Here is a 22870-nt window from a genome sequence, read left to right as displayed (position 1 = left end):
GCCCAATGGATGGATTTGAACGGCGTCCCCGGCGGGCGCCGTTTTCAGTTTCCGAAGATGCTGCGCAGGATGTTCTCGATCGGGTTGCCGCCTGCCACAGGGGCGCGGCGTTGCGGCGTGGGGGCCGGGTCGCGGCGCGGGGCGGGGCGCAGCATCGGCAGGGGCTTGGGCGGCACGCCCTCATGCACCCGCACCATCGTCTCGTGCCAGATCTCGGCCGGCAGGCCACCGCCGGTCACGCCGGTCAGCGGCGTGTTGTCGTCATAGCCCATCCAGACCCCGGCCACGTAATCGGCGGTGAACCCCAGAAACCATGCGTCGCGCGCGGCCTGCGTCGTGCCGGTCTTGCCCGCCGCCTCGCGGTCGGACAGTTTCGCGCGGCTGCCGGTGCCGCCATCGACGACGCGGCTCATCATGTAGATCAGTTCGCGCGCGGCCTTTTCCTGGATCACCCGTTCACCGATGCCGCCGCCTGCGCCCATCAGGGGCTCATCCTCGCCCAGCAGTTTCAACTCGGTGAGGCCATAGGGGGTGACCGATGAGCCGCCATTGAGGATGCCGGCATAGGCGCCCGACATCTCGAGCAGCGTGCTCTCTGAGGCACCCAGCGCCAGTGCGGGACCAGCGGCCAGATCGCTTTCGATGCCGAAATCGCTGGCGACCTTGCGCACAAGGTCCCGGCCCACGGTCTCAGACACCTTGACCGCCGGGACGTTGAGCGACTGGCGCAGCGCCTCGGCCAAGGTCACCCGGCCATAATGCTTGCGCGTGTAGTTCTCGGGGCACCAGCGGCCCGAACCGGGCACGTCGAGGCAATAGGGTTCGTCCACAACCACCGAATCGTAGCTGTAGCCCAGTTCCAGTGCCGTGGCATAGACGAAGGGCTTGAACGCCGATCCGGTCTGCCGATTGGCCTGCGTGGCGCGGTTGAAGGCCCCGATCACCTTGGTCTTGCGCCCGCCCACCATGGCGCGCACCGCACCATCCGCGCTCATCACGACGATGGCGGCCTGCGCCTTGGAGCCGTCGCGCACCTTTTCGTCGAACACGGTCTTGAGCGCCTCCTCGGCGGCGCGTTGCAGGCGTTGATCGAGCGTGGTGCGTATGATCACGTCCTCGGTGGTGTCCCGGGTGAAGAATTCCGGCCCCGAGGCCATCACCCAATCGGCGAAATAGCCGCCCGCCTGGCGCTGCGCGGCCTCGGACAATTCGGCGGGATTGGCGAGCGCGACGGCGGCGTCATTGTCGCTCAGGTAGCCCTGCCGCCGCATCAGCCCGACCACAACCGAGGCCCGGTTCTGCGAGCGTTCGAGATTGGCGGTCGGCGCGAGCGTCGAGGGTGCCGTGAGAAGGCCTGCGATCATCGCCCCCTCGGCGGCGTTCAGCCTGGCCGCCGATTTGCCGAAATAGCGCTGCGCGGCCGCCTCGGCCCCGTAAGCGCCGCCCCCGAGATAGGCGCGATTGAGATAGACGGTCAGGATCTCGTTCTTGCTGTACTTGGCCTCCATCGCCATCGCGTAGACCGCTTCCTTGGCCTTGCGCCAAAGGGATGTGCGGCGGCAATCGGACACGTATGCGGCCTCGCTTTCCCATTCGCTCTCGTCATATTCGACGCCGAAGCAGAGCAGTTTCGCGGTCTGTTGCGTGATCGTCGAGCCGCCATTGCCCGAGAGTGGCCCGCGCCCCTCGCGCAGATTGATGCGCATGGCGCTGGCGATGCCGATGGGGTCGACGCCGGGATGCATGTAAAAGCGGCGATCCTCGGTGGCGATCACCGCGTTCTTGAGATGCGGGCTGATCGTCTCGGCGGTGACGACGCCGCCGAACTGGTCACCGCGCCAGGCGAACACCTGCCCTTCGCGATCGAGGAGCGTGACCGAGCCGCGCGCACGCCCGTCCATCAGCGCCTTGTATTCCGGCAGGGTCGTGTAGGTATAGGCCACGGCCAGTCCGACGACGATGGCCACAACCGCTGTCACCCGCCAGCCGATGGCCCAGAGCACGCGCAGCACCCAGGCGACGATGGCACGCACCATCCGCACCAACGGGTTGCGTGACCGCGACCGGCGCTGCGGCTTGCGCTTGGCGGTGGTGCGCCGCGCGGATTTCGGCTTGGCCGCCTTGCGGCTGCGCTTGGGGGCCACCAATGGCGGTTTGCGCCGTCCTGAATTGCTCATGCTTGCCCTGCCCGGCCATCGTTTGTTTGCGCCAGTTTATAGTGCCCGCTGCCAAATGTAGAGACCCGGCGCGCGGGCCGTAGCGTTTTCCATATGCCTATTTATTGCGCATTATTTATTTTCTGCCTGCTATTTGCACAAAATGATCCGCCAAACGGGGCAAAATCCGCGCTTCTCCCTTCCAGACTCTCCCGTCAGCGCCTTTTCTGCACCTGCAAACAGCGCGCTGATTGAGAGAAAACGGAAAGGGACCAACGTGAAACTCATCATTGCAACGATCAAGCCGTTCAAGCTCGAGGAGGTCCGCGAGGCGCTGACCGATATCGGGGTGCGCGGCATGATGGTTACCGAGATCAAGGGCTTCGGCTCTCAATCGGGCCATACCGAAATCTATCGCGGGGCGGAATACGCCGTGAACTTCGTACCCAAGATCAAGCTCGAAATCGCGGTCTCTGCCGCGATGGCGGATCAGGTGGTGGAGGCCATCACCAAGGCAGCACGCACCGGCAAGATCGGCGACGGCAAGATCTTCGTGCTCGACATCCAACAGGCCATGCGCGTGCGCACCGGCGAAACCAACGACGACGCGCTTTGAGCCGTAAGGGGGAAAGACCAATGAATATGAAAAACTTTTCGAAAAAGGGCCTGGCCTCTGCGGCGATGATCGCCGTGCCGTCGCTGGCCCTCGCGCAGGATGCTGCGGCACCGGGGTTCGACGAGATCGGCCCCTATATCATGACAACACTGCTGTTCTGCATGGCAGGGTTCCTGGTGTTCTTCATGGCGTGCGGTTTCGCCATGCTGGAAGGCGGGCTGGTGCGCTCGAAAAACGTCACCATGCAGATGACCAAGAACATCGCGCTCTATTCGATTGCCGCGATCATGTACTGGCTGATGGGCTTCAACACGATGTATCCCGGGGACTTCAATGGCTACTTCGCCATCGGTGGCCCAACCGTGCTTGATGCCGTTGGCGTTGCAGCGGCCGATGCGGCCCTCGACTATGCTTCGGTCGGGTCGGACTTCTTCTTCCAGCTGGTGTTTGTCGCCGCCACCGCCTCGATCGTGTCGGGCGCGCTGGCCGAGCGGATCAAGCTGTGGCCGTTCCTGGCCTTCGTGGTCGTGCTGACAGGTGTCATGTATCCGATCTCCGGGTCCTGGCAGTGGGGCGGCGGCTGGCTCAGCGAGGCAGGTTTCTCGGATTTCGCAGGCTCGACCATCGTGCACTCCGTGGGGGGCTGGGCCGCACTGGCCGGTGCCATCGTTCTTGGGCCGCGCATCGGCAAATACAGCAAGGACGGCAAGGTCATCCCGATCCCGGGCTCGAATCTGGCACTTGCCACGCTGGGCACGTTCATTCTGTGGCTGGGCTGGTTCGGCTTCAACGGCGGCTCGCAGCTCGCGATGGGCACCGTGGGTGATGTTTCGGACGTGAGCCGCATCTTCGCCAACACCAACATGGCCGCTGCCGCCGGTGCCGTGACCGCGCTGATCCTCACGCAGGTGATGTATAAAAAGCCGGACCTCACCATGGTGCTTAACGGTGCGCTGGCCGGCCTTGTGTCGATCACCGCCGAGCCGCTGGCACCGACGCTCTTCGGTGCGCTCTGGATCGGTGCCGTGGGTGGCGTGATCGTGGTCTTCACCGTGCCTCTGCTCGACAAGCTCAAGATCGACGACGTTGTCGGCGCGATCCCGGTTCACCTCTGCGCCGGTATCTGGGGTACCATCGCCGTGATCTTCTACAACAGTGACGCGAGCCTTACGACGCAGCTTCTGGGGATCGCCGCCTACGGTGTCTTTACCTTCGTCGGCAGCCTTGTCCTGTGGTTCATCCTCAAGGCCGTCGTCGGTATCCGGGTCGGTGAAGAGGAAGAGATCAACGGGCTCGACATGTCCGAACTGGGCATGGAAGCCTACCCCGAATTCTCCAAGAGCTGACGTTCCTCCTTCCCGTCAGCTTGAAGAGATCACCCCCGGGCGTTCGCGCCCGGGGTTTTTTCATGGGGGATTACCGGGTGACCGCCTGCGGTGCGCCGGTGGCCATGTTGGTGCCAATATAGGGCTGCCCTGCCTCTTTCCATGCGCCGAAACCACCCTCCATATGGGCGATTCGGCCGATTCCGGCGGCGATCGCGGCGCGGGCCATCTTCTCGGAGCGCACGCCCGAGCCGCAATGGATCACGAGGCGCTTGTCGCTCTGGCCAGGCAGTTTCTCGGGCTTGAAGAAAGGCATCGGCAAGAGCAGCGCGCCCTCGATATGCTCGAACATGTATTCCTGCGGCGTGCGCACGTCGATCAGCACGATCTCGTTGGCGTCCCATGCGCGGGCCACCTCCTCTATCGTCCATGTCTCCAATATGGTGCCGTCGATATCTTCGGTTTTCATCTTTCTCTCCTTCGTTCAGAAACGATTGGCGGGGATCTTGAAATAGCGGTGCCCGTCGCTCTCGGGGTCGGGCAGGCGGCCACCGCGCAGGTTGACCTGCAAGGCGTAGAGGATGCGGTCCGGCAGGCCGAGCGTCGCGTCGCGGTCGTCGCGCACTTGCATGAACGCGTCGCGGCTGGCACCGCCGCCGACATGCGGATTGTCGCGCTTGTGGGCGGCCACGGTCGCCTCCCATGCCGGATCTCGTCGATCACCCACCGGCGGGTAATCATGGCCCACGAAAAGCCGCGTCTCGTCGGGCAGCGCCAGAATCGCCTGCAGGCTGTCATAGAGCATGCTGGACGAGCCGCCGGGGAAATCGGCGCGCGAGGTGCCGACATCGACATGCATGAACGTGTCATGCACGAAGGCCGCGTCAGAACCCACCACATAGGTGATCGAGCCGAGCGTATGCCCCGGCGAGAGCATTACGCGCACCTCCATTTCGCCGATCCTGAACTGCGCGCCATCATCAAAGAGCCGATCGAAATCGCGATCCGGGTCAAAGGCGCCGGGCGTGTGATAGAGGTCTTCCCAGATGCGCGCGATGTCGCGCACTTTGGCCCCGATGGCGTTCGGCGCGCCGAGTTTCTCGCGCAGCCAGCCCGAGGCCATCAGGTGATCGGCATGGGGGTGGGTATCGAGAATCCATTCGACCTCCAGACCTTCACGGGTGACGAAATCGAGAATTTCCTGCGCGCTGTCGTGGTAGGATCGGGCCTCGGCGGGGTCGAAATCCTGCACCACGTCGATCAGCGCCGCCTTGTTCGTGGCCGGGTCTGCGACGACATATTGGATGCTGCCCGACGCCTGATCGTAAAAACCGGTGACGTTTGGGGAGCCGGGGCCACGGGATGGGCTGGTCTGACTGAACATGATCAACTCCTTTGCGATTTTGCATTCACATAATGGAATGTTACAGCCATCCAACCCGAGGCACCGGATTTCTTTTGCTCAAGCCCCGGAATGCGGCATTGGGAATATGGCAGAATCGCTCTGATCCGTGCTAGGTATTGGGGAATGAATAAACCTAGCCCCAATATAAGCCAGCCCTCCCAGGTGATCCGCCAGTTGGATGAGGGCGCCGTCAACCGCATCGCGGCGGGCGAAGTCGTGGAGCGTCCGGCCTCTGCGGTCAAGGAACTGGTGGAAAACGCGCTCGATGCCGGGGCTGGCCGGATCGAGGTGGCGGTGGCGGATGGCGGCAAGACGCTGATCCGGGTGAGTGACGATGGCTGCGGCATGGCGCCCGATCAGTTGCCGCTGGCGCTGGCGCGGCATGCCACCTCCAAGATCGACGGCAGCGATCTGCTGAACATACATTCCTTCGGCTTTCGCGGCGAGGCGCTGCCCTCGCTGGGCGCGGTCGGGCGGCTGACCATCACCTCGCGCGCCACCGGGCACGAGGCCGGTACGATCACCGTGGCGGGCGGGCAGATGGGCGGGGTCACGCCTGCCGCGCTCAATGCAGGGACGGTCGTGGAATTGCGCGATCTATTCTACGCGACGCCTGCGCGGCTCAAGTTCATGCGCAGCGACCGGGCCGAGACACAGGCGATTACCGACACGGTCAAGCGCCTTGCGATGGCGGAGCCGCATGTGGGATTTAGCCTGCGCGATGTCTCGGGCGGGGGCGAGGGGCGGATCACCTTCCGCGCCGACCCTGAGTCGGGCGATCTGTTCGACGCGCTGCATGGCCGTCTGGCGCGTATTCTGGGGGTAGAGTTCGCCGACAACGCCCTGCGCATCGAGGCCATGCGCGAAGGCCTTCGGATGACCGGCTATGCTGCCCTGCCCACCTATTCGCGCGGATCGAGCGTGGCGCAGTATCTCTTCGTCAATGGCCGCCCGGTGCGCGACAAGATGCTCTACGGTGCGCTGCGCGCCGCCTATCAGGACGTGCTCAGCCGCGACCGGCACCCGGCGGCGGCGCTCTTCATCGACTGCGATCCGGTGCTGGTGGATGTGAACGTGCATCCGGCGAAATCCGAGGTGCGGTTCCGCGATCCGGGGCTGGCGCGCGGGCTGATCGTCTCGGGGCTGCGCCATGCGCTGGCCGAGGCCGGGCATCGCGCATCCACGACCGTGGCGGGGGCCACATTGGGCGCGTTCCGGCCAGAGCCGCAAGGCGCGCGCGTCTACCAGATGGACCGCCCGTCGCCGCAGGCACGCAGCCTCGCCTATCAGGCGCAATCCTCCGGTTTCGCCGAGATGGCGGCTGATTGGAGCGCGCGGGTCGAGCCCGAGAGCCAGACTCCGGAGCCGGAGGACGTGCCCGCGACCACCCTGCCCCTCGGGGCCGCGCGCGCCCAGATCCACGAGAATTACATTGTCGCCCAGACCGAGACCGGCATGGTCATCGTCGATCAGCACGCTGCCCATGAGCGGCTTGTCTATGAACGCCTGAAGCGCCAGATGGCCGAGAGCGGCATCGCGGCGCAGGCGCTGCTTATCCCCGAAATCGTGGACCTCTCGGAGGCCGAGTGCGCGCTGCTGGCCGATCATGCCGAGGATCTCGCCACGCTCGGTCTCGTGGTCGAGCCGTTTGGCGCGGGGTCCATCGCCGTGCGCGAAACCCCGGCCATCCTGGGCGAGGTCAACGCGCAGGCGCTCTTGAGCGACATTCTTGACGAGTTGCACGATCAGGGTGCCAGCGACACGCTCAAATCCCGCATCGACGCGATTCTCAGCCGCGTCGCCTGTCACGGCTCGGTCCGGTCCGGCCGCCGAATGAGCGCCGACGAGATGAACGCCCTACTGCGCGAGATGGAGCGCACGCCGCATTCCGGCCAGTGCAATCACGGGCGGCCCACCTATGTCGAACTGCCACTGTCGGACATCGAACGCCTGTTCGGTCGCACATGATCCAGATCGGTGCCTATTCCCTGTCGCTGGACGACCCGCTGGTGCTGATCGCGCTGATTGGCACGGGCGTGCTGCTGCTGATCGTGATCCTGCTGATCACAGCCGTGCGCGCCGCCACGCGCTCGGCGCGCATGACGGAACCGCTGGCGCAGCAGATGAGCCAGCTTGGCCAACGCGTGCAGGGGCTGTCGGACGGGCAGCATCAGCTTGCGGGCGGGCTCAACCACGTCTCCGAGGCGCAGGCGGCCAGCCAGTCGCATATGCTGCAACTGATGGAAAAACGCCTTGCCGAAGTGGGCAACCAGATGACCGAGAACCTGCAAGGCTCGGCCCGCCGCACGGCGCAGAGCCTGGGCGATCTGCAACAGCGTCTGCAGGCCATCGACAAGGCGCAGGACAATATCACCAAGCTCTCGGGCGATGTGCTGTCGCTGCAGGATATCCTGTCGAACAAGCAGACGCGCGGGGCGTTCGGTGAGATTCAGCTCACCGATATCGTGACCAAGGCGCTGCCCTCGGACAGCTATACCTTGCAGGCGACGCTCTCGAACGGCAAACGCGCCGATTGCCTCATCCACCTGCCGAATCCTCCGGGGCCGATCTGCATCGACAGCAAGTTCCCGCTCGAGGCCTATGAGGCGCTGCGCCGGGCCAAGACGGATTGGGAGTTGAACGAGGCCGCGAAATTCCTGCGCAGCTCGGTCAAGAAGCATATCCGCGACATTTCCGAGAAGTACATCCTCGATGGGGAGACCGCCGATGGCGCGCTGATGTTCCTGCCATCCGAGGCGGTCTATGCGGAACTGCACGCGAATTTCCCCGAACTGGTGCGCGAGGGGTTCGCGGCCAAGGTCTGGATCGTCTCACCCACCACCTGCATGGCCACGCTCAACACCATGCGCGCGATTCTGAAAGATGCGCGAATGCGCGAACAGGCGGGCGCGATCCGCCGCGAGTTGGGGCTGCTCTTTGCCGATGTAGACCGGCTCGGAAGTCGGGTCGAAAATCTAGACCGGCATTTCCATCAGGCGGCCAAGGATATCTCGGATATCAAGATTTCCGCCGACAAGGCCGGTCGGCGCGCGCGGCGGCTTGATAATTTCGATTTCGAGGAACTCGCGCCCGAGTCCGAGCCTGCCCTGCCCGCCCCGCATGAGGGGCTGGCGCGCAAGGGCTAGCCGCCGTCGCTGACAAGGCTCGCGAGATCACGGGCGGCGGCATGCATCTGCTCGCGAAACTCCAGCGCCCGCGCGATATCGAACCGCTGCGTCGGGGCGTGGAACGCCAGCGTCGCCATCAAGCGGCCGTTGACGTCTGTAATAGGCACGGCGAGTGCGATCATGTCGCGCATGAATTCCTCGCGGTCGAGGGAATAGCCCTGCGCGCGAATGTCGCCAATCTCTTCGACCAGCCGATCGCGGTCGGTGATGGTGTTGGGGGTGCGCGCCTCCAGATCGGTCGCCGTGAGGTATTTCATCAGATGGGTGCGCGCCAGCGAACTGAGATACATCTTGCCGCTTGCCGTGCAGTAGAACGGCACACGCGTGCCGATGGGCAGCTGGATGCGCAGCGGCCATTCTGTCTCGACCCGCTCCAGATAGATCATCGCGTCGCGATCCGGCAGTGCGATGTTGCAGGTCTCGCCGATCTCGCTGCTGAGCCGCTTGAGAATGGCCTGCCGCGCGGTGCGGATGCGCAGCGACGACAGGATGCCGCCCGACATGGTCCGTAGCCGTGGGCCGGGCGAATAGGTGCGCCCGTCCATGTCGCGTTGCAGGAAGCCCTCTTCCTCCAGCGTGGCAAAGAGCCGGTGGATGGTCGGCTTGGGCAGGCCGAGGGCCACATTCACATCCGTGGGCGTGACCGGCACGCCTGCCCGGGCGATCTCTTCGATCACCAGAAGCAGGCGCAGGTTTGTCGGGATCGTTCCCGTGCTGTCACCGTCCATGAATACCCCATCGTCAGCGGTTCGGAAGCAGGGCTGTCGAAAGCTCCGGTACGAGGGCCACGATGAACCAGACCGAAAGCAAAGCCACAAGATAGGGGACCGTGTAGCGCAACAGGCGGAAATAGGGAACGCCCGTCACACCGGACGCGACATAGAGATTGAGCCCGTAGGGCGGCGTGATGAACCCGATGGAAGCGCCGACAAGGAAGATCACCGCGAATTGCACCGGCTCGACGCCGACCTCATGCGCGATGGGGGCCAGAATGGGCGCGAGGATGATCGTCACCGGCAGGCTTTCGAGTACCATGCCGCAGACGAAGACAATCGCCATCGAGGTGAACAGCACCGCGTAATAGCCGCCCATCGAGGTCACGAAATTGCCGATCAGTTCCTGTGCGCCCAGAACCGACAGGATCTGCTGCATTACCACCGACACCGCGATGAGCGGTGCAAGGATACCGGTGATCTGCGCCGAGCGCATGGTGATCGAGGGCAGTTCCAGCGGGCTGAACCCTTCGACGACAAGCATTTCCGAGACGCGTTTTTCGCTGACGTCGCGGCCCTTGGCCCCGCCCATCATCTTGTAGAGCGGGAGGCTGATGAAACCCACGATCACGCAAAAGCCCACGGTTACGCCCGCTGCTTCGGTGGGTGAGAATTTGCCCGTGTAGATGCCCCAGAGCACGAGGCCGATGGCGAAGAAGCCGAGCCAGGCACCGATCGCGGTCTTGAACACCCGCATCGGGCTGAGCGCGATTAGAATGCCCCACTTGTTGCTAAAGCAGATCAGGAAGGCGGCGAACATCATCGCCCCCACCATCAGCGCGCCGGGAATGATACCGGCGACGAACAGGTCCGAAATCGGCAGGTTGAGCAGGAATCCGTAGACGATGAAGATGATCGAGGGCGGGATGATGATGCCCACGGTCCCGCCCGCCGCCGCCGTCGCGGCCGAAAAGCGCTCGTCATAGCCGCCTTTGACCATCTCGGGATGCAGCATCGAACCTATAGTCGCCGTGGTGGCGGAGTTAGAGCCGGAGATCGCGGCGAAGAGGCCGCAGGCGCCGAGCGAGGCCATCGCCAGACCGCCGCGTATCCAGCCAAGGCAGGCATAGGCGAAATCGCTGAGCCGTCTGGCGATACCGGAGCGATTGATCAGGTCGCCGGTCAGGATGAAGAGCGGCATGGCCAGCAGCGCAAAGCCATCGGTAAACACATCCGCCAGCGCGCCGCCGATATTCTGCAAGGGCATGCCAAGGACGAAGGACACACCGATCACCCAGTAGCCGATCACCAGAAAGACCGGCACGCCCAGCATGAAAAGCAGCGTGACCGCGATGGAAATGAGCGTGACGAGGGTCGAAGGGTCGGTCATGTCAGTCGCCTCCGATCACGGCTTGGGTGATGAGCGTGTCGCCACGTCGGAAATTGGCGATGTCGCGCAGCAGGTTCTCGATCACCCGCGCCACCAGGGTGGTGAAGGCGAGCGGCACCGACAGGAGGAACCACCATTGCATGATATCGTCTGTGCCCAGCATGATCTGGAAATTGGCGGCGGAATTGGCCACCACCTTGGTCGAGGTGACGACCACCACCCAGGAAAACCCGATCCACAGCACCGCATCGAGCATCAGGCAGCCCATCTGCCCGGCACGTGGCATGGCCGTGCGGAATTCGGCAAAGGCGAGATGGGTGCGCAGCTTGACGTTATAGGAGCAGCCGAACCACGTCATGATGAGAAAGAGGAACGGCGGCAGCGTCGTGGACCATGGGGCCTGCTGCGACAGCACGAAGCGGCGGAACACCTCGACAAAGATGATCCCGCCGATGGCGAGATAAGAGATGACCATCAGCGATTGCTCGAAATTGCGCTCGGCCCATGGCACGACGCGGTAGAGGATCAGAAATCCGACCGCCACGACCAGCATCGCGATCAGGCCCAGCGGCCAGACCGCGGGGGCGCGCATCGCTTCGCTCAACATCCATGAATCGCCCGAGGCGAGGGCACTGAAGATCTCTCCCGTGCCCTGAAACCAGCCGGTCATGCCCACTCCTCCCTTTGGGTTGCCGTATGTCTTGGCCCCACGTTTTGGTGGCCTGGGGGTCGGGCCGCGCAGATGGCGCGGCCCGACCCAAGCCTAGCGTGTCAGGCCGACCGCCACCAGCGGCGCGGCTCGACATTCTCGGGCAGGGTATCAATGGGGATCTCGCGCGCGGTGTCGTAGATCTCCTGATAGGTGTCGATGCCCCCGGCCCAGCCGTTGAGCCGCTCGCGCCACTGCGCCCAGGGCTCGGGGTTGAACTCGGGTGAGCACATTTCCTCGGCCATCTTGATCTGATCGTCGGCGAGGAAGGCAGGCCGCACGTTGTTCTCGGCAAAGATCGTACCGGGAAGCTGCGGATCGGAGAAGCCGACGGTCTTGACGAGTGCCGCCTCGTTCGCCGCCTGCACATGGACCTGCGCCAGATAGGCCGATTCCATGATCGCATCCTGCAGATGCGGCTCCATCGCGTCGAAGACGCGCACCGACATGGAGGTGTGCTCGGTCCCGCAGAAGAACTTCAGGTCGACCGATTGGCTGACCACCGGCGACATGTTGGCATAGGCCACCGCCGATGCCCACGTCTCGGCCCCGTCGATCAGGCCCTGCTTGAGTCCGTCGAGCGTCTCTTCCCAGGCCACCGGCACCGGGTTGAGGTTCAGAAGCTGCATCGCGATGCGGCCCAACTGCGTACCCGTCACGCGGTTCTTGGTACCGAAGAGTTCCTCGATCTTGGTCACGGTGGGCTTGTCGGCAAAGTTGTTGCCCATCTGTAGCCCGCGCAATTCGCAATGCGAGAACAGGAATTTCAGACCGTGCCGCTTTTCCAGCGGTTCGCGCAGCACGCGCTGCGAGGCCGGAGAATAGAGGAAATGGTATTGCGCCGCACGGCTGGGGAACATGTAGGCATAATCAAGCACGTTGAGATAGGGCGCACCACCTGCCGAGTTCTGGGTTGACGCGGCATACATGTCGACCACGCCAGTCTGGGTTTTCTCGACACAGTTGAGCTGGCCGCAAATCTGGTTGTCACCGATGAATTCCACACGGATTTCGCCCTCGGTCCGCTCCTCCAGATCGCGGGCGAATTCAAGAACGCCGGCGCGCTCGATCAGCAGGTTGCGCGCGTTGAAGCCGGCAGCACCCAGTTTCAGAGTGTGCTTGGGCTCCTTGGCAAAGCGCTTCTCATAGGTGCTTTCGGCGGCGCGTGCGAGGGAGGGCAGGCTGACCGCCCCCGTCAGCGCGCCCGCGCCCAAGACCACGGATGACAGGCCGAACTGACCCGACAGACGGAATAAATCCCGCCGGGAAATCCCGGCTAGGGCTTTCGATGCTTTCATGGTTTCCTCCCTGATTTTGCAATTTTGATACTTGCAGTCTCAATATTGCTCGACTTATGGTCGATCTGGCAAGGAAAAACTTTTTGACTCTCACGCAGCTTGAAAGGTCATTTGGAAATGTCGGAGATATCAGCGGATTACGTGATTGTCGGCGCGGGCTCTGCCGGGTGCGTTCTGGCGAATCGCCTCTCCGCCGATCCCAAGACCAAGGTCGTGCTGCTGGAGGCGGGCGGGCGCGACTGGAACCCGTGGATTCATATTCCGGTGGGTTATTTCAAGACCATGCACAACCCGTCGGTGGATTGGTGCTATCGCACCGAGCCTGATCCGGGCCTCAATGGCCGCGCCCTCGACTGGCCGCGTGGCAAGGTTCTGGGTGGGTCGTCGTCGCTCAACGGGCTTTTGTATGTGCGCGGACAGCCGCAGGATTACGACCGCTGGGCGCAGATGGGCAACCCGGGCTGGGGCTGGGACGATGTGCTGCCGCTCTTCAAACGCTCCGAGCGGCAGGAGCGCGGGGCGGATGATTATCACGGAGACCAGGGGTCTCTGTCGGTTTCGAACATGCGCCTGCAACGGCCCATCTGCGATGCTTGGGTCGCCGCCGCACAAGAGGCGGGCTATCCGTTCAACCCCGATTACAACGGGGCGACGCAGGAAGGCGTAGGCTATTTCCAGCTGACCACGCGCAACGGGCGCCGGTGTTCCTCGGCGGTGGCCTTTCTCAACCCGGTGCGAGGACGCGAGAACCTGACCATCCTGACCCGCGCGCAGGCCAGCCACATCACATTTGACGGGACGCGCGCGACCGGAGTGGCCTATCGCGACCGCGGAGGGGTGTCGCATGTCGTGCGCGCTGGGCGCGAGGTGATCCTGTCGTCAGGGGCCATCGGCTCGCCGCAACTGATGATGCTGTCGGGACTGGGCGAGGCCGCGCATCTTCAAGAGCACGGCATCGAGCCGCTTTGCGACCTGCCCGGCGTGGGCCGCAACATGCAGGACCATCTGCAGGCGCGGCTGGTGTTCAAATGCAATGAGCCGACGCTGAACGACGAGGTGCGCAGCCTGTTCGATCAGGCGCGTATCGCGCTGAAATACGCGATGTTCCGCGCCGGGCCGATGGCCATGGCCGCGAGCCTTGCCACCGGCTTCATGCGCACCGGCGATCATGTCGAGACGCCCGATATCCAGTTCCACGTGCAGCCCTGGTCCGCCGACAGCCCGGGCGAGGGGCCACATCGCTTCTCGGCCTTCACCATGTCGGTCTGTCAGTTGCGGCCCGAAAGCCGGGGGCAGATCCGCCTCGCCTCGGCCGATCCACGCACCTACCCGAAAATTCACCCCAATTACCTGTCCACCGAAACCGATTGCCGGACCATCGTGGAGGGTATCCGCATCGCCCGCCGCATCGCCCGGCACGCGCCGCTCAATACCAAGATCTCAGAGGAATTCCGCCCCGACGCCACGCTTGATCTCGATGATTACGAGGGCACGCTCGACTGGGCGCGGAACTATTCCACCACGATCTACCACCCCACCGGCACCTGCAAGATGGGGCAAGGCGAGGGTGCGGTGGTGGATGCGCGGCTACGCGTCCACGGGGTCACGGGGCTGCGCGTCGCCGATTGCTCGATCATGCCCGAGATCGTCTCGGGCAACACCAATGCGCCCGCGATCATGATCGGGGAAAAGGCCTCGGAGATGATCCTCGAGGATCACGCCGCTCAGCCGTCCTTGTAGTAATAGCTGTAGCCGTTGAGCGCAGGCGCACCGCCAAGATGGGCATAGAGCACTTTCGAGCCTTTGGGGAAGAACCCCTTCCTGGCAAGGTCGATCATGCCCTGCATGGATTTGCCCTCATAGACCGGGTCGGTCATCATCGCCTCTGTCCGGGCGGCAAGGCGGATCGCATCGTTGGTTTCCTCGGACGGCACGCCATAGGCGGGATAGGCGTAATCGGGATTGATGTGGATCTCATCCTCGCGCACCTTGCGGCCCAGCCCGACCAGATCGGCGGTGTTGTCCACGATCGAGCGGACCTGATCACGCGTCTGATCCACCGTGCCCGAGGCGTCGATCCCGATCACCCGGTCGGCGCGGTCCTGCGCGGCAAAGCCGACGATCATTCCAGCCTGCGTCGAGCCGGTGACGACGCAGACGACGATATAGTCGAAGGTAAAGCCAAGCTCGGCCTCCTGTTCGGCCACCTCTTCGGCAAATCCGACATAGCCGAGCGCGCCGTATTTATGCACCGACGCGCCTGCGGGAATCGGGTAAGGCTTGCCGCCGGCGTCCTCGACGGACTTGATCGCGTCTTCCCAGCTCTTGCGGATGCCGATATCGAACCCGTCATCGACCAGTCGCGAATCCGCGCCCATCAGCCGGGTCAGCATGATGTTGCCTACCCGGTCATAGACGGCATCGTAATGCGGCACCCATTTTTCCTGAATGACCACGCATTTCATGCCGATCTTGGCCGCCGTCGCCGCGACCATGCGGGTATGGTTGGACTGCACCCCGCCGATCGAAACCAGCGTGTCGGCGCCGCTCGCGATGGCGTCGGGCACAATGTATTCCAGCTTGCGCAGCTTGTTGCCGCCAAAGGCCAGCCCCGAATTGCAATCGTCACGCTTTGCGTAGAACTCCACGCCTGCGCCAACAGCCTCGGTCAGGCGCGGCAAATGCTCGATGGCCGTCTTGCCGAAGGTGAGCGGATAGCGGTCGAACGTGTCGAGAAGCGACATGGGGCAATCTCCTGTTTTGCTTTACGGGAGAGGCTAGCAAAAAGCTTGCGAAAGGTGTTCTCGAAATTGCTTCAGAAACTACCGCAATACATTAATCCGTTGCATTGCTGATGTTCATCTGGGATTTTTGAGGCCGCATAATGAAAGAATCTCTCATGCCGGACTTGGACCGAATCGACAAGAATATCCTGCGGCACCTGCAATCGGACGGGCGGCTGACCAATGCCGAGATTGCCAAGGCGGTGAATGTCAGCCCGGCGACCTGTCACAGGCGCACGCAGGCCCTGTTCGAGGCCGGGCACATTTTGCGGGTCATGGGGCATGTGAACCCGGCCTCGGTCGCGCGGGGCACATTGGTGATGGTCGGTGTCGTGCTCGACCGCTCGACCCCGGAAAGTTTCGCCGCGTTCGAGGCGGCAGTGTCGGATATGAAGGAACTGCTCGATTGTCACCTGGTCGCCGGAGATTTCGACTACCTTCTGAAAATCCGGGTAAGCGACATGAATGATTTCAACACGATGCATAACAAGATGCTGATTGCGCTGCCCGGCGTCCGGCAGATTCGCACCTTCTTTGTCCTGAAGGAGATCAAGGAAAACGCACCGCTGGCGTTCTAGGCAGGCCCTTTGATCATGTCTTGGCAGTGGCCAGCGGAAGTAAAAGATACCGTGTCGTGATTGGCTCGGATACGCATGCAGCTTCATATTGTGTCACACCTATGTGTCACACCACTCTAGTATTCAGCTAACATATTGATCTGTAATGTTTTGGTGGAGCCTAGGGGGATCGAACCCCTGACCTCTTGCATGCCATGCAAGCGCTCTCCCAGCTGAGCTAAGGCCCCGAAAACAAGCCCACGTCGGGCCGTGCGCCGCTATCTAGGCAAAGCGGCAGGCGGGATCAAGAGGAAAATCCCGCCCGGTGACCTTTACATCTCGTTGTCTTCAGAGGCGACGTCGGCGATATCGTCAAGCGAGACATCATCGTCTTCATCATCCTCCAGCAGATCGTCGTCGATATCCACATCGACATCGTCCTCATCCTCGACCAGGTCGCTGCTTTCCTCGGAGGTACCGGTCTTCAGCTTCTTGGTTTCCGCGTCCTCGGCATCGGGCCGCATGGAGCGGGTCTTGCCGGTGGCCAGTTCTACCACCTCGCCGGTATAGGGGCTGACGATCGGGGTCTTGTTCAGGTCGTAAAAGCGCTTGCCGGTGGTCGGGCACAGACGCTTGACGCCCCATTCTTCCTTGGCCATGGGTGATCCTCTTTCACTGACATCTCTTGCAGGTGATCCGCGTCCCCTGCCATAACGCCTTTACGCTGTCAAAGGCTTTGCGGCGGCATGCGACACCCGGTTCGGAGGCCATATGGGCCAACATCTCCTTTCAGGCAACCCCCCTGTTGCCGTAAGCCTGCGGCACAGCCCCCGCGCGCGGCGGATTTCGCTGCGGGTCTCGGGGCTTGACGGGCGCGTGACCCTCACAGTGCCGCGCGGGGTAAGCGAGGCCGAGGCGCTGACATTCGCGACCTCCAAGGGGGATTGGCTACGCGCACAACTGGCCGGGCGGCCGGACTGCCTGCGCGTGGCAGCGGGGATTGCGTTGCCGATCGAGGGCCGACTGCTGCGAATCGGCTCCGGGACCGGTCGGGGCGTGCGCCTGACCAGCGATGCGATCGAGGTTTCCGGCCCCGAGGCGCAGTTGCCTGCGCGGCTCGAAGGCTGGCTCAAGGCGCGCGCGCGCGACCGGCTGGCGGCAGCGTCGGACGCCTACGCTGCACAGCTTGGCCGGGGCTATTCCCGCATCACCCTGCGCGACACGCGCTCGCGGTGGGGGTCGTGCTCGTCGCGCAGTGCGCTGAGCTATTCATGGCGGCTGATCATGGCCCCGCCCGAGGTGCTCGATTACGTCGCCGCCCACGAGGTCGCGCATCTCGCGGAAATGAACCATTCCCCCGCCTTCTGGGCAGTGGTGGCGCGGCTCTTGCCCGATTACGAGACGCCGCGCCGCTGGCTGCGTCGCGAAGGCGCTGCGCTGCACCGCTTTCGTTTCAGCGATTGACCCCGGCGCGATTTGTGATCACATGGTCGCATGCTGATTTCGCCCCGCCCCGATCCGGCCCCGGCCGCCCATGACCGCGTTTATCGCGGCTTGCGCAGCCGCATCATGCATGGCGAGATCGCGCCGGGAAAGGCGCTGACCCTGCGCGGCATCGCTGCCGAATTCGAGGTCTCGATGACGCCCGCGCGCGAGGCGCTGCGCCGTCTCTCCGCCGAAGGCGCGCTCACCATGTCGAACTCGGGCCGCGTCTCGACACCCGAACTCAGCAATGAACGGATCGAGGAGCTGGCCGCCCTGCGCTCATTGCTGGAGGTGGAACTGGCGAGCCGCGCGTTGCCGCGCGCGCATATCGCGCTGATCGACCGGCTTCAGACGATCAACGCCCGGATCACCGAGGATATCGCGCGGCAGGATGCCGTCGCCTACATCCGTCGCAATCTCGAATTTCACCGCACGCTCTACCTGCGGGCGCAGGCCCCGGCGATGCTGGCCATGGCCGAAACCGTCTGGCTGCAGCTTGGCCCCACCATGCGCGCGCTCTACGGGCGGCTGCGGCGCAAGGATCCACCGCATTATCACCGTCTGATGATCGCCGCGCTCAAGGCGGGGGACGAGCCAAGTCTGCGCCTCGCGGTACGCTCGGACGTGACGCAGGGCCTGCGCATGCTGGTGGGCTGAGCGATGGAGCTGGCACCGCTTCTGATCACGCTTGGCGCGCTGTTCCTCGTCGGGCTTGCCGCCGATACAGTCGGGCGGCGCACACGGCTGCCCCGGGTCACGCTGCTCCTGGCATGCGGGATCGTGGTGGGCGGCTCTGGCCTCGACCTCATCCCGCCGGAAATGCGCTCGCTCTACGATTTCCTCTCGGTCATGGCACTCACCATGGTGGCCTTTCTTCTGGGCAGTTCGCTGACCCTCGACCGGCTGGCACAGCATGGCCGGGCGATCCTGCTGATCTCAGTCTGCATCGTTCTGATCACCATGGCGGTCGTCAGCCTCGGGCTTTGGCTCGCCGGTCTGCCTGCCCCGGTGGCGCTGCTTTTGGGGGCCATTGCCACGGCGACCGCCCCCGCCGCTACACAGGACGCGATCCGGCAGGCGGGGGCCGAGGGGCCATTCGTGGATCTTATCCTCGGGATCGTAGCCATTGACGACGCCTGGGGGCTGCTGGCCTTTTCACTGGCCGCCGTCGGGGCGCATATGCTCTCGGGGGGCGCGGGCGCGGGGCTGCTCACCGGCGCACTGTGGGAGATCGGCGGCGCGGTGGCGCTTGGCGGCCTCATCGGCTGGCCCGCCGCCTATCTCACCGGACGGCTCAGCCAGGGCGAGCCATTGGAGACCGAAGCCATCGGCCTGGTTTGTCTCACCGCCGGACTCGCGATCTGGCTCGACGTCTCGTTTCTGATCGCGGGCATGGTGGCGGGCATGCTGATCGCCAATCTCGCCCGCCATCACGAGCGTGCCTTTCACGAGATCGAGCACCTGCAATGGCCGTTCATGGTGCTGTTCTTCCTGCTGGCGGGCGCACGGCTTGATTTGTCGCTGCTGTCGGGGATCGGCCTCATTGGCGGGCTTTTCATCCTGTTGCGCAGCGCGGCGCGCATCGCGGGCGGATGGATCGGCGGGCGGCTTGCGGGAGTTCCGGCGCTGGAACGCAATTGGTGCGGGGCCGCACTCCTGCCGCAAGCGGGGGTCGCCGTGGGCATGGCGCTGATCGCGGCGCGTGAGTTTCCGCAGCATGGCGAACTGCTCCTCACCCTGACCATCGGCTCTACTGTGGTGTTTGAGCTGATCGGCCCGGTGATGACCCTGATCGCCATTCGCCGGGTGCAGGGGGCCCGGCGCTGAACACGCTCAGGCCGCGAGGCCCTTCTTGCCCAGATCGAGAAACTTTTGGCGGCGGTCATTGATCAGCGCCTTGCGGTCCTTCTTGGACAATTCGCTCAGCATCGCGTGAATGGTCTTGCCCACCGCTTTGATCGCCGCGCCGGGATCGCGATGCGCGCCGCCCAACGGCTCGTCGATGATCCGGTCGGCCACACCCAGCTTGATCAGGTCCTGCGCGGTCAGGCGCAGCGCCTCAGCGGCTTCGCGCATCTTTTCGGAGTCCTTCCACAGGATCGAGGCGCAGCCCTCAGGCGAAATCACCGAATAGACCGAATGTTCAAGCATCGCGACGCGGTTGGCGCTGGCAAAGGCCACCGCCCCCCCAGATCCACCCTCGCCGATGATCACCGACACCAGGGGCACGCCAATGCCCAGGCACGTCTCGGTCGCGCGCGCGATGGCCTCGCTTTGCCCGCGCTCCTCGGCGCCCTTGCCGGGATAGGCGCCGGGCGTGTCCACCAGCGTGATCACCGGCAGGCCGAAGCGGTCGGCCATCTCCATCAGGCGCACCGCCTTGCGATAGCCCTCGGGACGCGCCATGCCGAAATTGCGGGTCAGGCGGCTCTTGGTGTCGTTGCCCTTTTCGTGGCCGATCACCATCACCGGGCGATCATTCAGACGCGCAAGCCCGCCCATCACCGCCTCGTCCTCGCCGAAGGCGCGGTCGCCCGCCAATGGCGTGTATTCGGAAAACAACGCCTCGATGTAGTCGCGGCAATGCGGTCGCTCGGGATGGCGCGCCACCTGGCATTTGCGCCACGGGGTGAGGGTCTTGTAGAGATCGCGCAGCAACTCGGCAGCCTTGCGGTCGAGCGCTCCCGCCTCGTCCTCGACATCCATCCCCTCGCTGGTGCGCGCCAGCGCGCGCAGTTCTTCGGCCTTGCCTTCGATTTCCGCCAGAGGCTTTTCAAAGTCGAGGTAATTGGTCATCGCGCTCAGCTCATCCCGTTGCGTGTCGCGGCGTTATATGGCTGGCTTGGGCCGGTTTTGCAATGAGAACCCGTTGCGCGCCTGATCGACCTGATCCCGAGGAGACGGGCGACGAGACTGGCCTGACGCTGCCGTGGTCGTAAGCCGCGCATCGTCGTGCCGCGGTGTGGCGATCGTAGGCTTGTTTGGCAGTGCTTTATGCCAGCCAAGCCCGAAAAACATCCGAGCGCAGAGCAGGTTGCACACAAATCGCCGCGCCGGGGGGGCGGCGGCACGGCGATGCGCGGCGGTCTTCGACCGTGTATCGCGCAGGGTGCTTCAATCGAATGCCCCCTTCACGCCACTCGCAACACCCTCAGCCCACGGGCCAGAGCACAGGCACCAGCGTCGCCACCAGCAGCACGGCCATCACCCAGTTGAACACCCGGAGCCGCGTGGGGTTCTTCAAGAGGCGGCGCACCTGCTGGCCCAGAACGGTCCAGCCTGTCGTGCTGATCGCCGAAACGCCCACGTACACCCCCGCAACCCACAGCACCGCCACCAGATCGCGCCCCGCCGCATAGAGCGTGATCGCCGAGAGCGCCATGCTCCAGGCCTTCGGGTTGACCCATTGGAACGCCGCCGATTGCAGGAAGGTCAGGGGCTTGCCTTCCGCCGGTCCCTCGGTCGCCCTCGGCGGTGCGGCATTGGCGATTTTCCACGCCAGAAACAGCAGATAGGCCACCGACACCGCCTTGAGCAGCGTGTAGCTGAGCGGCCATATGTCGAAGACCCGCATCACCCCCATGCCCACGCAAAACACCATCAGCGGGAAGCCCAGACCGATCCCGAGCATATGCGGGATGGTGCGGACAAAACCGAAATTCGTGCCCGACGCCATCAGCATCAGGTTATTCGGCCCCGGCGTGATGACCGTGACGAAGGCAAAGGTCGCGAGTGCGGTGAAAAGGTCCAGTGTCATGTATGCAACCATATGCGATAATTCGCGAATTTGAATTGCGTTTTATTGTGAGATGGTCGTAATTATGCAATTTATGGCGTCTATGGATCATATAAGCGAACGCATATTGCAGGAGCTAACCCGCGACGGGCGGATGAGCAACCTGGAACTGGCCGACCGGGTTGGCCTCTCGCCCTCGGCCTGCCTGCGCCGGGTGCAGGATCTCGAACGGCGCGGGGTGATCGCGGGCTATCGTGCGGTGCTCGATCGCGCGGCGCTGGGGGTGGGGTTCACCGCCTATGTCAGCGTCGGCCTCAACAGCCACACCAAGGCCAGCCAAGAGGCCTTCGAACGCGCCATGGCCCGCGCCCCCGAAGTGGTGGAATGCCACAACATCACCGGTGCCGTCGAATACCTTCTGCGGGTCGAGGTGGCCGACCTGCCCGCCTACAAGAACTTTCACACCGAGGCGCTCGGCACCCTGCCGCAGGTCAACGCGATCACCTCCTATGTCGTGATGGGCTCGCCCAAAGACGCGCGAGGCTGATGGCGATCAGCACGACCCTGAAAATGAAAGGGGGCCGTTGGTTCGGCCCCTCGATCATTCCTGCCATCGTAACCTGTTCTGAGTTCCGGGTTGGTCAGCCGCCGGGCAGGTTGATCACCTGCCCCACTAGAAGGCGCGCGCCCGCCCCTAGCGTATCTGGATTGACCGCGACGATATCCGACTGCCGGTTGAGATCGCCGTAGAAGCGATAGGCGATCGCGGCGAGGCTGTCGCCGGTGGCGACGGTATAGCTGGGCGGAACGCGTGGGCGGGCGGGCTGCGACAGCGCGCTCAGCAGCACGGCGGTATCGACCCGTCCCTCGGGCGTGACCAGCGCGCTCGGCACCTCGACCCGGCCCTTTTGCGCCGCGTCATTGACCAGCGCGTCGATATAGCTTTCGGACTGGCCCTGCCCCAACGCCTCGATCACCATGCCTTCGAGACCAATTGCGGCTTTCGGGGCGGCCGGTTCGGGGCGTGGGGCCTGTGCTGATACTCCCGGGTCAATCGCCGCCTGCATGCTCTGCGCAAGCGGATCGGTCGGCTTGTCCAGCGGGGTGCCGACCTCGGCCAGATCGGGGCCGCTGCGTGTGACCTCCTCGGTCAGGGGCATCTCAGGCGCGGCCATGCGGCGCGGTTTGCCCGGCTGCATCAGCACCAATGCAATAGTCACCGCCAGAAAGGCCGCCGCGATCAGGGACGCACGCAACATGGAAAACTCCTAAATTCGTCAATGACGTTCGGCGACACATGCGGAGCAAACGCAGGCGCTCGGGCGCATGTCAGCCGTCCTTTAGCGCATGAATGCACCGTACACCCCCCATATATGCCGGGGCCACAGCGATTAGAGGGCCCTCGGTTTGAATATCACAAGATATAGTCCAGACAGGACGAATCCGTCAATAAGCACTGATTCGAAAAATGCGGATCGCGTCGGAAAGCCACGCGACCCGCCGCTTTCC

Annotated in this window: 22 protein-coding genes and 1 tRNA gene; 10 read left to right on the top strand and 13 right to left on the bottom strand. The window is 63.9% G+C overall.

Translation table 11 applies throughout. The features are described from left to right. Positions 1 to 44: 44 nt before the first annotated feature. Entirely contained in the window at positions 45 to 2177 is a 2133-nt protein-coding gene (locus PVU19_RS03885; protein ID WP_050664347.1) for a transglycosylase domain-containing protein, read from the bottom strand. Between the two features lie 256 nt (positions 2178 to 2433). Here PVU19_RS03885 and PVU19_RS03880 point away from each other — a divergent pair, with 256 nt between their 5' ends. Both PVU19_RS03880 and PVU19_RS03875 read left to right on the top strand, forming a co-directional pair. After that, complete coding sequence (locus PVU19_RS03880) at positions 2434 to 2772, top strand: P-II family nitrogen regulator (RefSeq protein ID WP_074785879.1); 339 nt, start codon at positions 2434 to 2436, stop codon at positions 2770 to 2772. Positions 2773 to 2792: 20 nt separating this feature from the next. Continuing rightward, positions 2793 to 4118 carry an ammonium transporter gene (locus PVU19_RS03875; protein ID WP_274789886.1) on the top strand — a complete coding sequence of 442 codons (1326 nt, stop codon included), beginning with the start codon at positions 2793 to 2795 and terminating at the stop codon, positions 4116 to 4118. 70 nt (positions 4119 to 4188) lie between these two features. Here PVU19_RS03875 and PVU19_RS03870 read toward each other — a convergent pair whose 3' ends face one another. Beyond that, complete coding sequence (locus tag PVU19_RS03870) at positions 4189 to 4566, bottom strand: rhodanese-like domain-containing protein (RefSeq protein ID WP_050663483.1); 378 nt, start codon at positions 4564 to 4566, stop codon at positions 4189 to 4191. A gap of 15 nt (positions 4567 to 4581) precedes the next feature. After that, positions 4582 to 5481: an MBL fold metallo-hydrolase gene (locus PVU19_RS03865; RefSeq protein ID WP_200901866.1), complete on the bottom strand. Its 900-nt coding sequence runs from the start codon at positions 5479 to 5481 to the stop codon at positions 4582 to 4584. A gap of 144 nt (positions 5482 to 5625) precedes the next feature. Here PVU19_RS03865 and mutL point away from each other — a divergent pair, with 144 nt between their 5' ends. Together mutL and PVU19_RS03855 are read left to right on the top strand one after the other, a co-directional pair. Then, on the top strand, positions 5626 to 7470 hold the full coding sequence (gene mutL, locus PVU19_RS03860; protein WP_050663484.1) for a DNA mismatch repair endonuclease MutL: 1845 nt from the start codon (positions 5626 to 5628) through the stop codon (positions 7468 to 7470). Next, positions 7467 to 8648, top strand: coding sequence for a DNA recombination protein RmuC (locus PVU19_RS03855; protein ID WP_050663485.1), 1182 nt, complete (start codon positions 7467 to 7469; stop codon positions 8646 to 8648). The genes mutL and PVU19_RS03855 overlap by 4 nt, the downstream gene beginning before the upstream one ends. Here PVU19_RS03855 and PVU19_RS03850 read toward each other — a convergent pair. The 4 genes from PVU19_RS03850 to PVU19_RS03835 all read right to left on the bottom strand — a co-directional run bounded on the left by PVU19_RS03850 (position 8645) and on the right by PVU19_RS03835 (position 12800). Then, entirely contained in the window at positions 8645 to 9418 is a 774-nt protein-coding gene (locus PVU19_RS03850; RefSeq protein ID WP_050663486.1) for an IclR family transcriptional regulator, read from the bottom strand. The two genes, PVU19_RS03855 and PVU19_RS03850, sit on opposite strands and share 4 nt — an antisense overlap. A 13-nt stretch (positions 9419 to 9431) precedes the next feature. After that, positions 9432 to 10793: a TRAP transporter large permease gene (locus PVU19_RS03845; RefSeq protein ID WP_050663487.1), complete on the bottom strand. Its 1362-nt coding sequence runs from the start codon at positions 10791 to 10793 to the stop codon at positions 9432 to 9434. Position 10794: 1 nt separating this feature from the next. Next, positions 10795 to 11463 carry a TRAP transporter small permease gene (locus tag PVU19_RS03840; protein ID WP_050663488.1) on the bottom strand — a complete coding sequence of 223 codons (669 nt, stop codon included), beginning with the start codon at positions 11461 to 11463 and terminating at the stop codon, positions 10795 to 10797. A gap of 101 nt (positions 11464 to 11564) precedes the next feature. Then, complete coding sequence (locus tag PVU19_RS03835; protein WP_050663489.1) at positions 11565 to 12800, bottom strand: TRAP transporter substrate-binding protein; 1236 nt, start codon at positions 12798 to 12800, stop codon at positions 11565 to 11567. A gap of 117 nt (positions 12801 to 12917) precedes the next feature. On the opposite strand from PVU19_RS03835, the gene PVU19_RS03830 reads away from it, so the two are divergent. Next, positions 12918 to 14540 carry a GMC family oxidoreductase gene (locus tag PVU19_RS03830; RefSeq protein ID WP_050663490.1) on the top strand — a complete coding sequence of 541 codons (1623 nt, stop codon included), beginning with the start codon at positions 12918 to 12920 and terminating at the stop codon, positions 14538 to 14540. On the opposite strand, the gene PVU19_RS03825 is transcribed toward PVU19_RS03830, so the two are convergent. Continuing rightward, a complete protein-coding gene (locus PVU19_RS03825; RefSeq protein WP_050663491.1) occupies positions 14525 to 15544 on the bottom strand; it encodes a 1-aminocyclopropane-1-carboxylate deaminase in 1020 nt (339 codons plus the stop codon). The two genes, PVU19_RS03830 and PVU19_RS03825, sit on opposite strands and share 16 nt — an antisense overlap. A gap of 140 nt (positions 15545 to 15684) precedes the next feature. Here PVU19_RS03825 and PVU19_RS03820 point away from each other — a divergent pair, with 140 nt between their 5' ends. After that, on the top strand, positions 15685 to 16161 hold the full coding sequence (locus tag PVU19_RS03820) for an Lrp/AsnC family transcriptional regulator (protein WP_050663492.1): 477 nt from the start codon (positions 15685 to 15687) through the stop codon (positions 16159 to 16161). Between the two features lie 151 nt (positions 16162 to 16312). On the opposite strand, the gene PVU19_RS03815 is transcribed toward PVU19_RS03820, so the two are convergent. Both PVU19_RS03815 and PVU19_RS03810 read right to left on the bottom strand, forming a co-directional pair. After that, positions 16313 to 16388 (bottom strand) — tRNA-Ala (locus tag PVU19_RS03815). Positions 16389 to 16472: 84 nt separating this feature from the next. Then, positions 16473 to 16799 (bottom strand): TIGR02300 family protein, encoded by a 327-nt coding sequence (locus PVU19_RS03810; RefSeq protein WP_050663493.1) that lies wholly within the window; start codon positions 16797 to 16799, stop codon positions 16473 to 16475. A 112-nt stretch (positions 16800 to 16911) separates the two neighbouring features. On the opposite strand from PVU19_RS03810, the gene PVU19_RS03805 reads away from it, so the two are divergent. The 3 genes from PVU19_RS03805 to PVU19_RS03795 are packed head-to-tail and all read left to right on the top strand — an operon-like array spanning position 16912 to position 19452. Continuing rightward, positions 16912 to 17604 carry a M48 family metallopeptidase gene (locus PVU19_RS03805; protein ID WP_050663494.1) on the top strand — a complete coding sequence of 231 codons (693 nt, stop codon included), beginning with the start codon at positions 16912 to 16914 and terminating at the stop codon, positions 17602 to 17604. A 30-nt stretch (positions 17605 to 17634) separates the two neighbouring features. Next, on the top strand, positions 17635 to 18282 hold the full coding sequence (locus tag PVU19_RS03800) for a GntR family transcriptional regulator (RefSeq protein WP_050663495.1): 648 nt from the start codon (positions 17635 to 17637) through the stop codon (positions 18280 to 18282). 3 nt (positions 18283 to 18285) lie between these two features. Beyond that, positions 18286 to 19452: a cation:proton antiporter gene (locus tag PVU19_RS03795; RefSeq protein ID WP_050663496.1), complete on the top strand. Its 1167-nt coding sequence runs from the start codon at positions 18286 to 18288 to the stop codon at positions 19450 to 19452. A gap of 6 nt (positions 19453 to 19458) precedes the next feature. Here PVU19_RS03795 and PVU19_RS03790 read toward each other — a convergent pair whose 3' ends face one another. Together PVU19_RS03790 and PVU19_RS03785 are read right to left on the bottom strand one after the other, a co-directional pair. Further along, positions 19459 to 20421 carry an acetyl-CoA carboxylase carboxyltransferase subunit alpha gene (locus PVU19_RS03790; protein ID WP_050663497.1) on the bottom strand — a complete coding sequence of 321 codons (963 nt, stop codon included), beginning with the start codon at positions 20419 to 20421 and terminating at the stop codon, positions 19459 to 19461. Positions 20422 to 20776: 355 nt separating this feature from the next. After that, positions 20777 to 21382 (bottom strand): LysE family translocator, encoded by a 606-nt coding sequence (locus PVU19_RS03785; protein ID WP_050663498.1) that lies wholly within the window; start codon positions 21380 to 21382, stop codon positions 20777 to 20779. A gap of 73 nt (positions 21383 to 21455) precedes the next feature. On the opposite strand from PVU19_RS03785, the gene PVU19_RS03780 reads away from it, so the two are divergent. Then, on the top strand, positions 21456 to 21908 hold the full coding sequence (locus tag PVU19_RS03780; protein WP_050663513.1) for an Lrp/AsnC family transcriptional regulator: 453 nt from the start codon (positions 21456 to 21458) through the stop codon (positions 21906 to 21908). A 94-nt stretch (positions 21909 to 22002) separates the two neighbouring features. Here the strand turns inward: PVU19_RS03780 and PVU19_RS03775 are convergent, their stop codons facing one another. After that, positions 22003 to 22620, bottom strand: coding sequence for a LysM peptidoglycan-binding domain-containing protein (locus PVU19_RS03775; protein WP_050663499.1), 618 nt, complete (start codon positions 22618 to 22620; stop codon positions 22003 to 22005). Positions 22621 to 22870 lie beyond the last annotated feature (250 nt).

It is taken from the genome of Roseovarius tolerans, assembly GCF_028885395.1.
In the GTDB taxonomy this organism is placed as follows: Bacteria; Pseudomonadota; Alphaproteobacteria; order Rhodobacterales; family Rhodobacteraceae; genus Roseovarius; species Roseovarius tolerans.
Note: the sequence above shows the minus strand (reverse complement) of the source record. Positions and strands in the feature narration are given on the sequence as shown.

Bases quoted from the DNA above. Each gene is read 5' to 3' on its own strand.
- PVU19_RS03885 (WP_050664347.1), bottom strand. From the start codon at position 2,177: ATGAGCAATTCAGGACGGCGCAAACCGCCATTGGTGGCCCCCAAGCGC.
- PVU19_RS03875 (WP_274789886.1), top strand. From the start codon at position 2,793: ATGAATATGAAAAACTTTTCGAAAAAGGGCCTGGCCTCTGCGGCGATG.
- PVU19_RS03870 (WP_050663483.1), bottom strand. From the start codon at position 4,566: ATGAAAACCGAAGATATCGACGGCACCATATTGGAGACATGGACGATA.
- PVU19_RS03865 (WP_200901866.1), bottom strand. From the start codon at position 5,481: ATGTTCAGTCAGACCAGCCCATCCCGTGGCCCCGGCTCCCCAAACGTC.
- mutL (WP_050663484.1), top strand. From the start codon at position 5,626: ATGAATAAACCTAGCCCCAATATAAGCCAGCCCTCCCAGGTGATCCGC.
- PVU19_RS03855 (WP_050663485.1), top strand. From the start codon at position 7,467: ATGATCCAGATCGGTGCCTATTCCCTGTCGCTGGACGACCCGCTGGTG.
- PVU19_RS03850 (WP_050663486.1), bottom strand. From the start codon at position 9,418: ATGGACGGTGACAGCACGGGAACGATCCCGACAAACCTGCGCCTGCTT.
- PVU19_RS03845 (WP_050663487.1), bottom strand. From the start codon at position 10,793: ATGACCGACCCTTCGACCCTCGTCACGCTCATTTCCATCGCGGTCACG.
- PVU19_RS03840 (WP_050663488.1), bottom strand. From the start codon at position 11,463: ATGACCGGCTGGTTTCAGGGCACGGGAGAGATCTTCAGTGCCCTCGCC.
- PVU19_RS03835 (WP_050663489.1), bottom strand. From the start codon at position 12,800: ATGAAAGCATCGAAAGCCCTAGCCGGGATTTCCCGGCGGGATTTATTC.
- PVU19_RS03830 (WP_050663490.1), top strand. From the start codon at position 12,918: ATGTCGGAGATATCAGCGGATTACGTGATTGTCGGCGCGGGCTCTGCC.
- PVU19_RS03825 (WP_050663491.1), bottom strand. From the start codon at position 15,544: ATGTCGCTTCTCGACACGTTCGACCGCTATCCGCTCACCTTCGGCAAG.
- PVU19_RS03820 (WP_050663492.1), top strand. From the start codon at position 15,685: ATGAAAGAATCTCTCATGCCGGACTTGGACCGAATCGACAAGAATATC.
- PVU19_RS03810 (WP_050663493.1), bottom strand. From the start codon at position 16,799: ATGGCCAAGGAAGAATGGGGCGTCAAGCGTCTGTGCCCGACCACCGGC.
- PVU19_RS03805 (WP_050663494.1), top strand. From the start codon at position 16,912: ATGGGCCAACATCTCCTTTCAGGCAACCCCCCTGTTGCCGTAAGCCTG.
- PVU19_RS03800 (WP_050663495.1), top strand. From the start codon at position 17,635: ATGCTGATTTCGCCCCGCCCCGATCCGGCCCCGGCCGCCCATGACCGC.
- PVU19_RS03795 (WP_050663496.1), top strand. From the start codon at position 18,286: ATGGAGCTGGCACCGCTTCTGATCACGCTTGGCGCGCTGTTCCTCGTC.
- PVU19_RS03790 (WP_050663497.1), bottom strand. From the start codon at position 20,421: ATGACCAATTACCTCGACTTTGAAAAGCCTCTGGCGGAAATCGAAGGC.
- PVU19_RS03785 (WP_050663498.1), bottom strand. From the start codon at position 21,382: ATGACACTGGACCTTTTCACCGCACTCGCGACCTTTGCCTTCGTCACG.
- PVU19_RS03780 (WP_050663513.1), top strand. From the start codon at position 21,456: ATGGCGTCTATGGATCATATAAGCGAACGCATATTGCAGGAGCTAACC.
- PVU19_RS03775 (WP_050663499.1), bottom strand. From the start codon at position 22,620: ATGTTGCGTGCGTCCCTGATCGCGGCGGCCTTTCTGGCGGTGACTATT.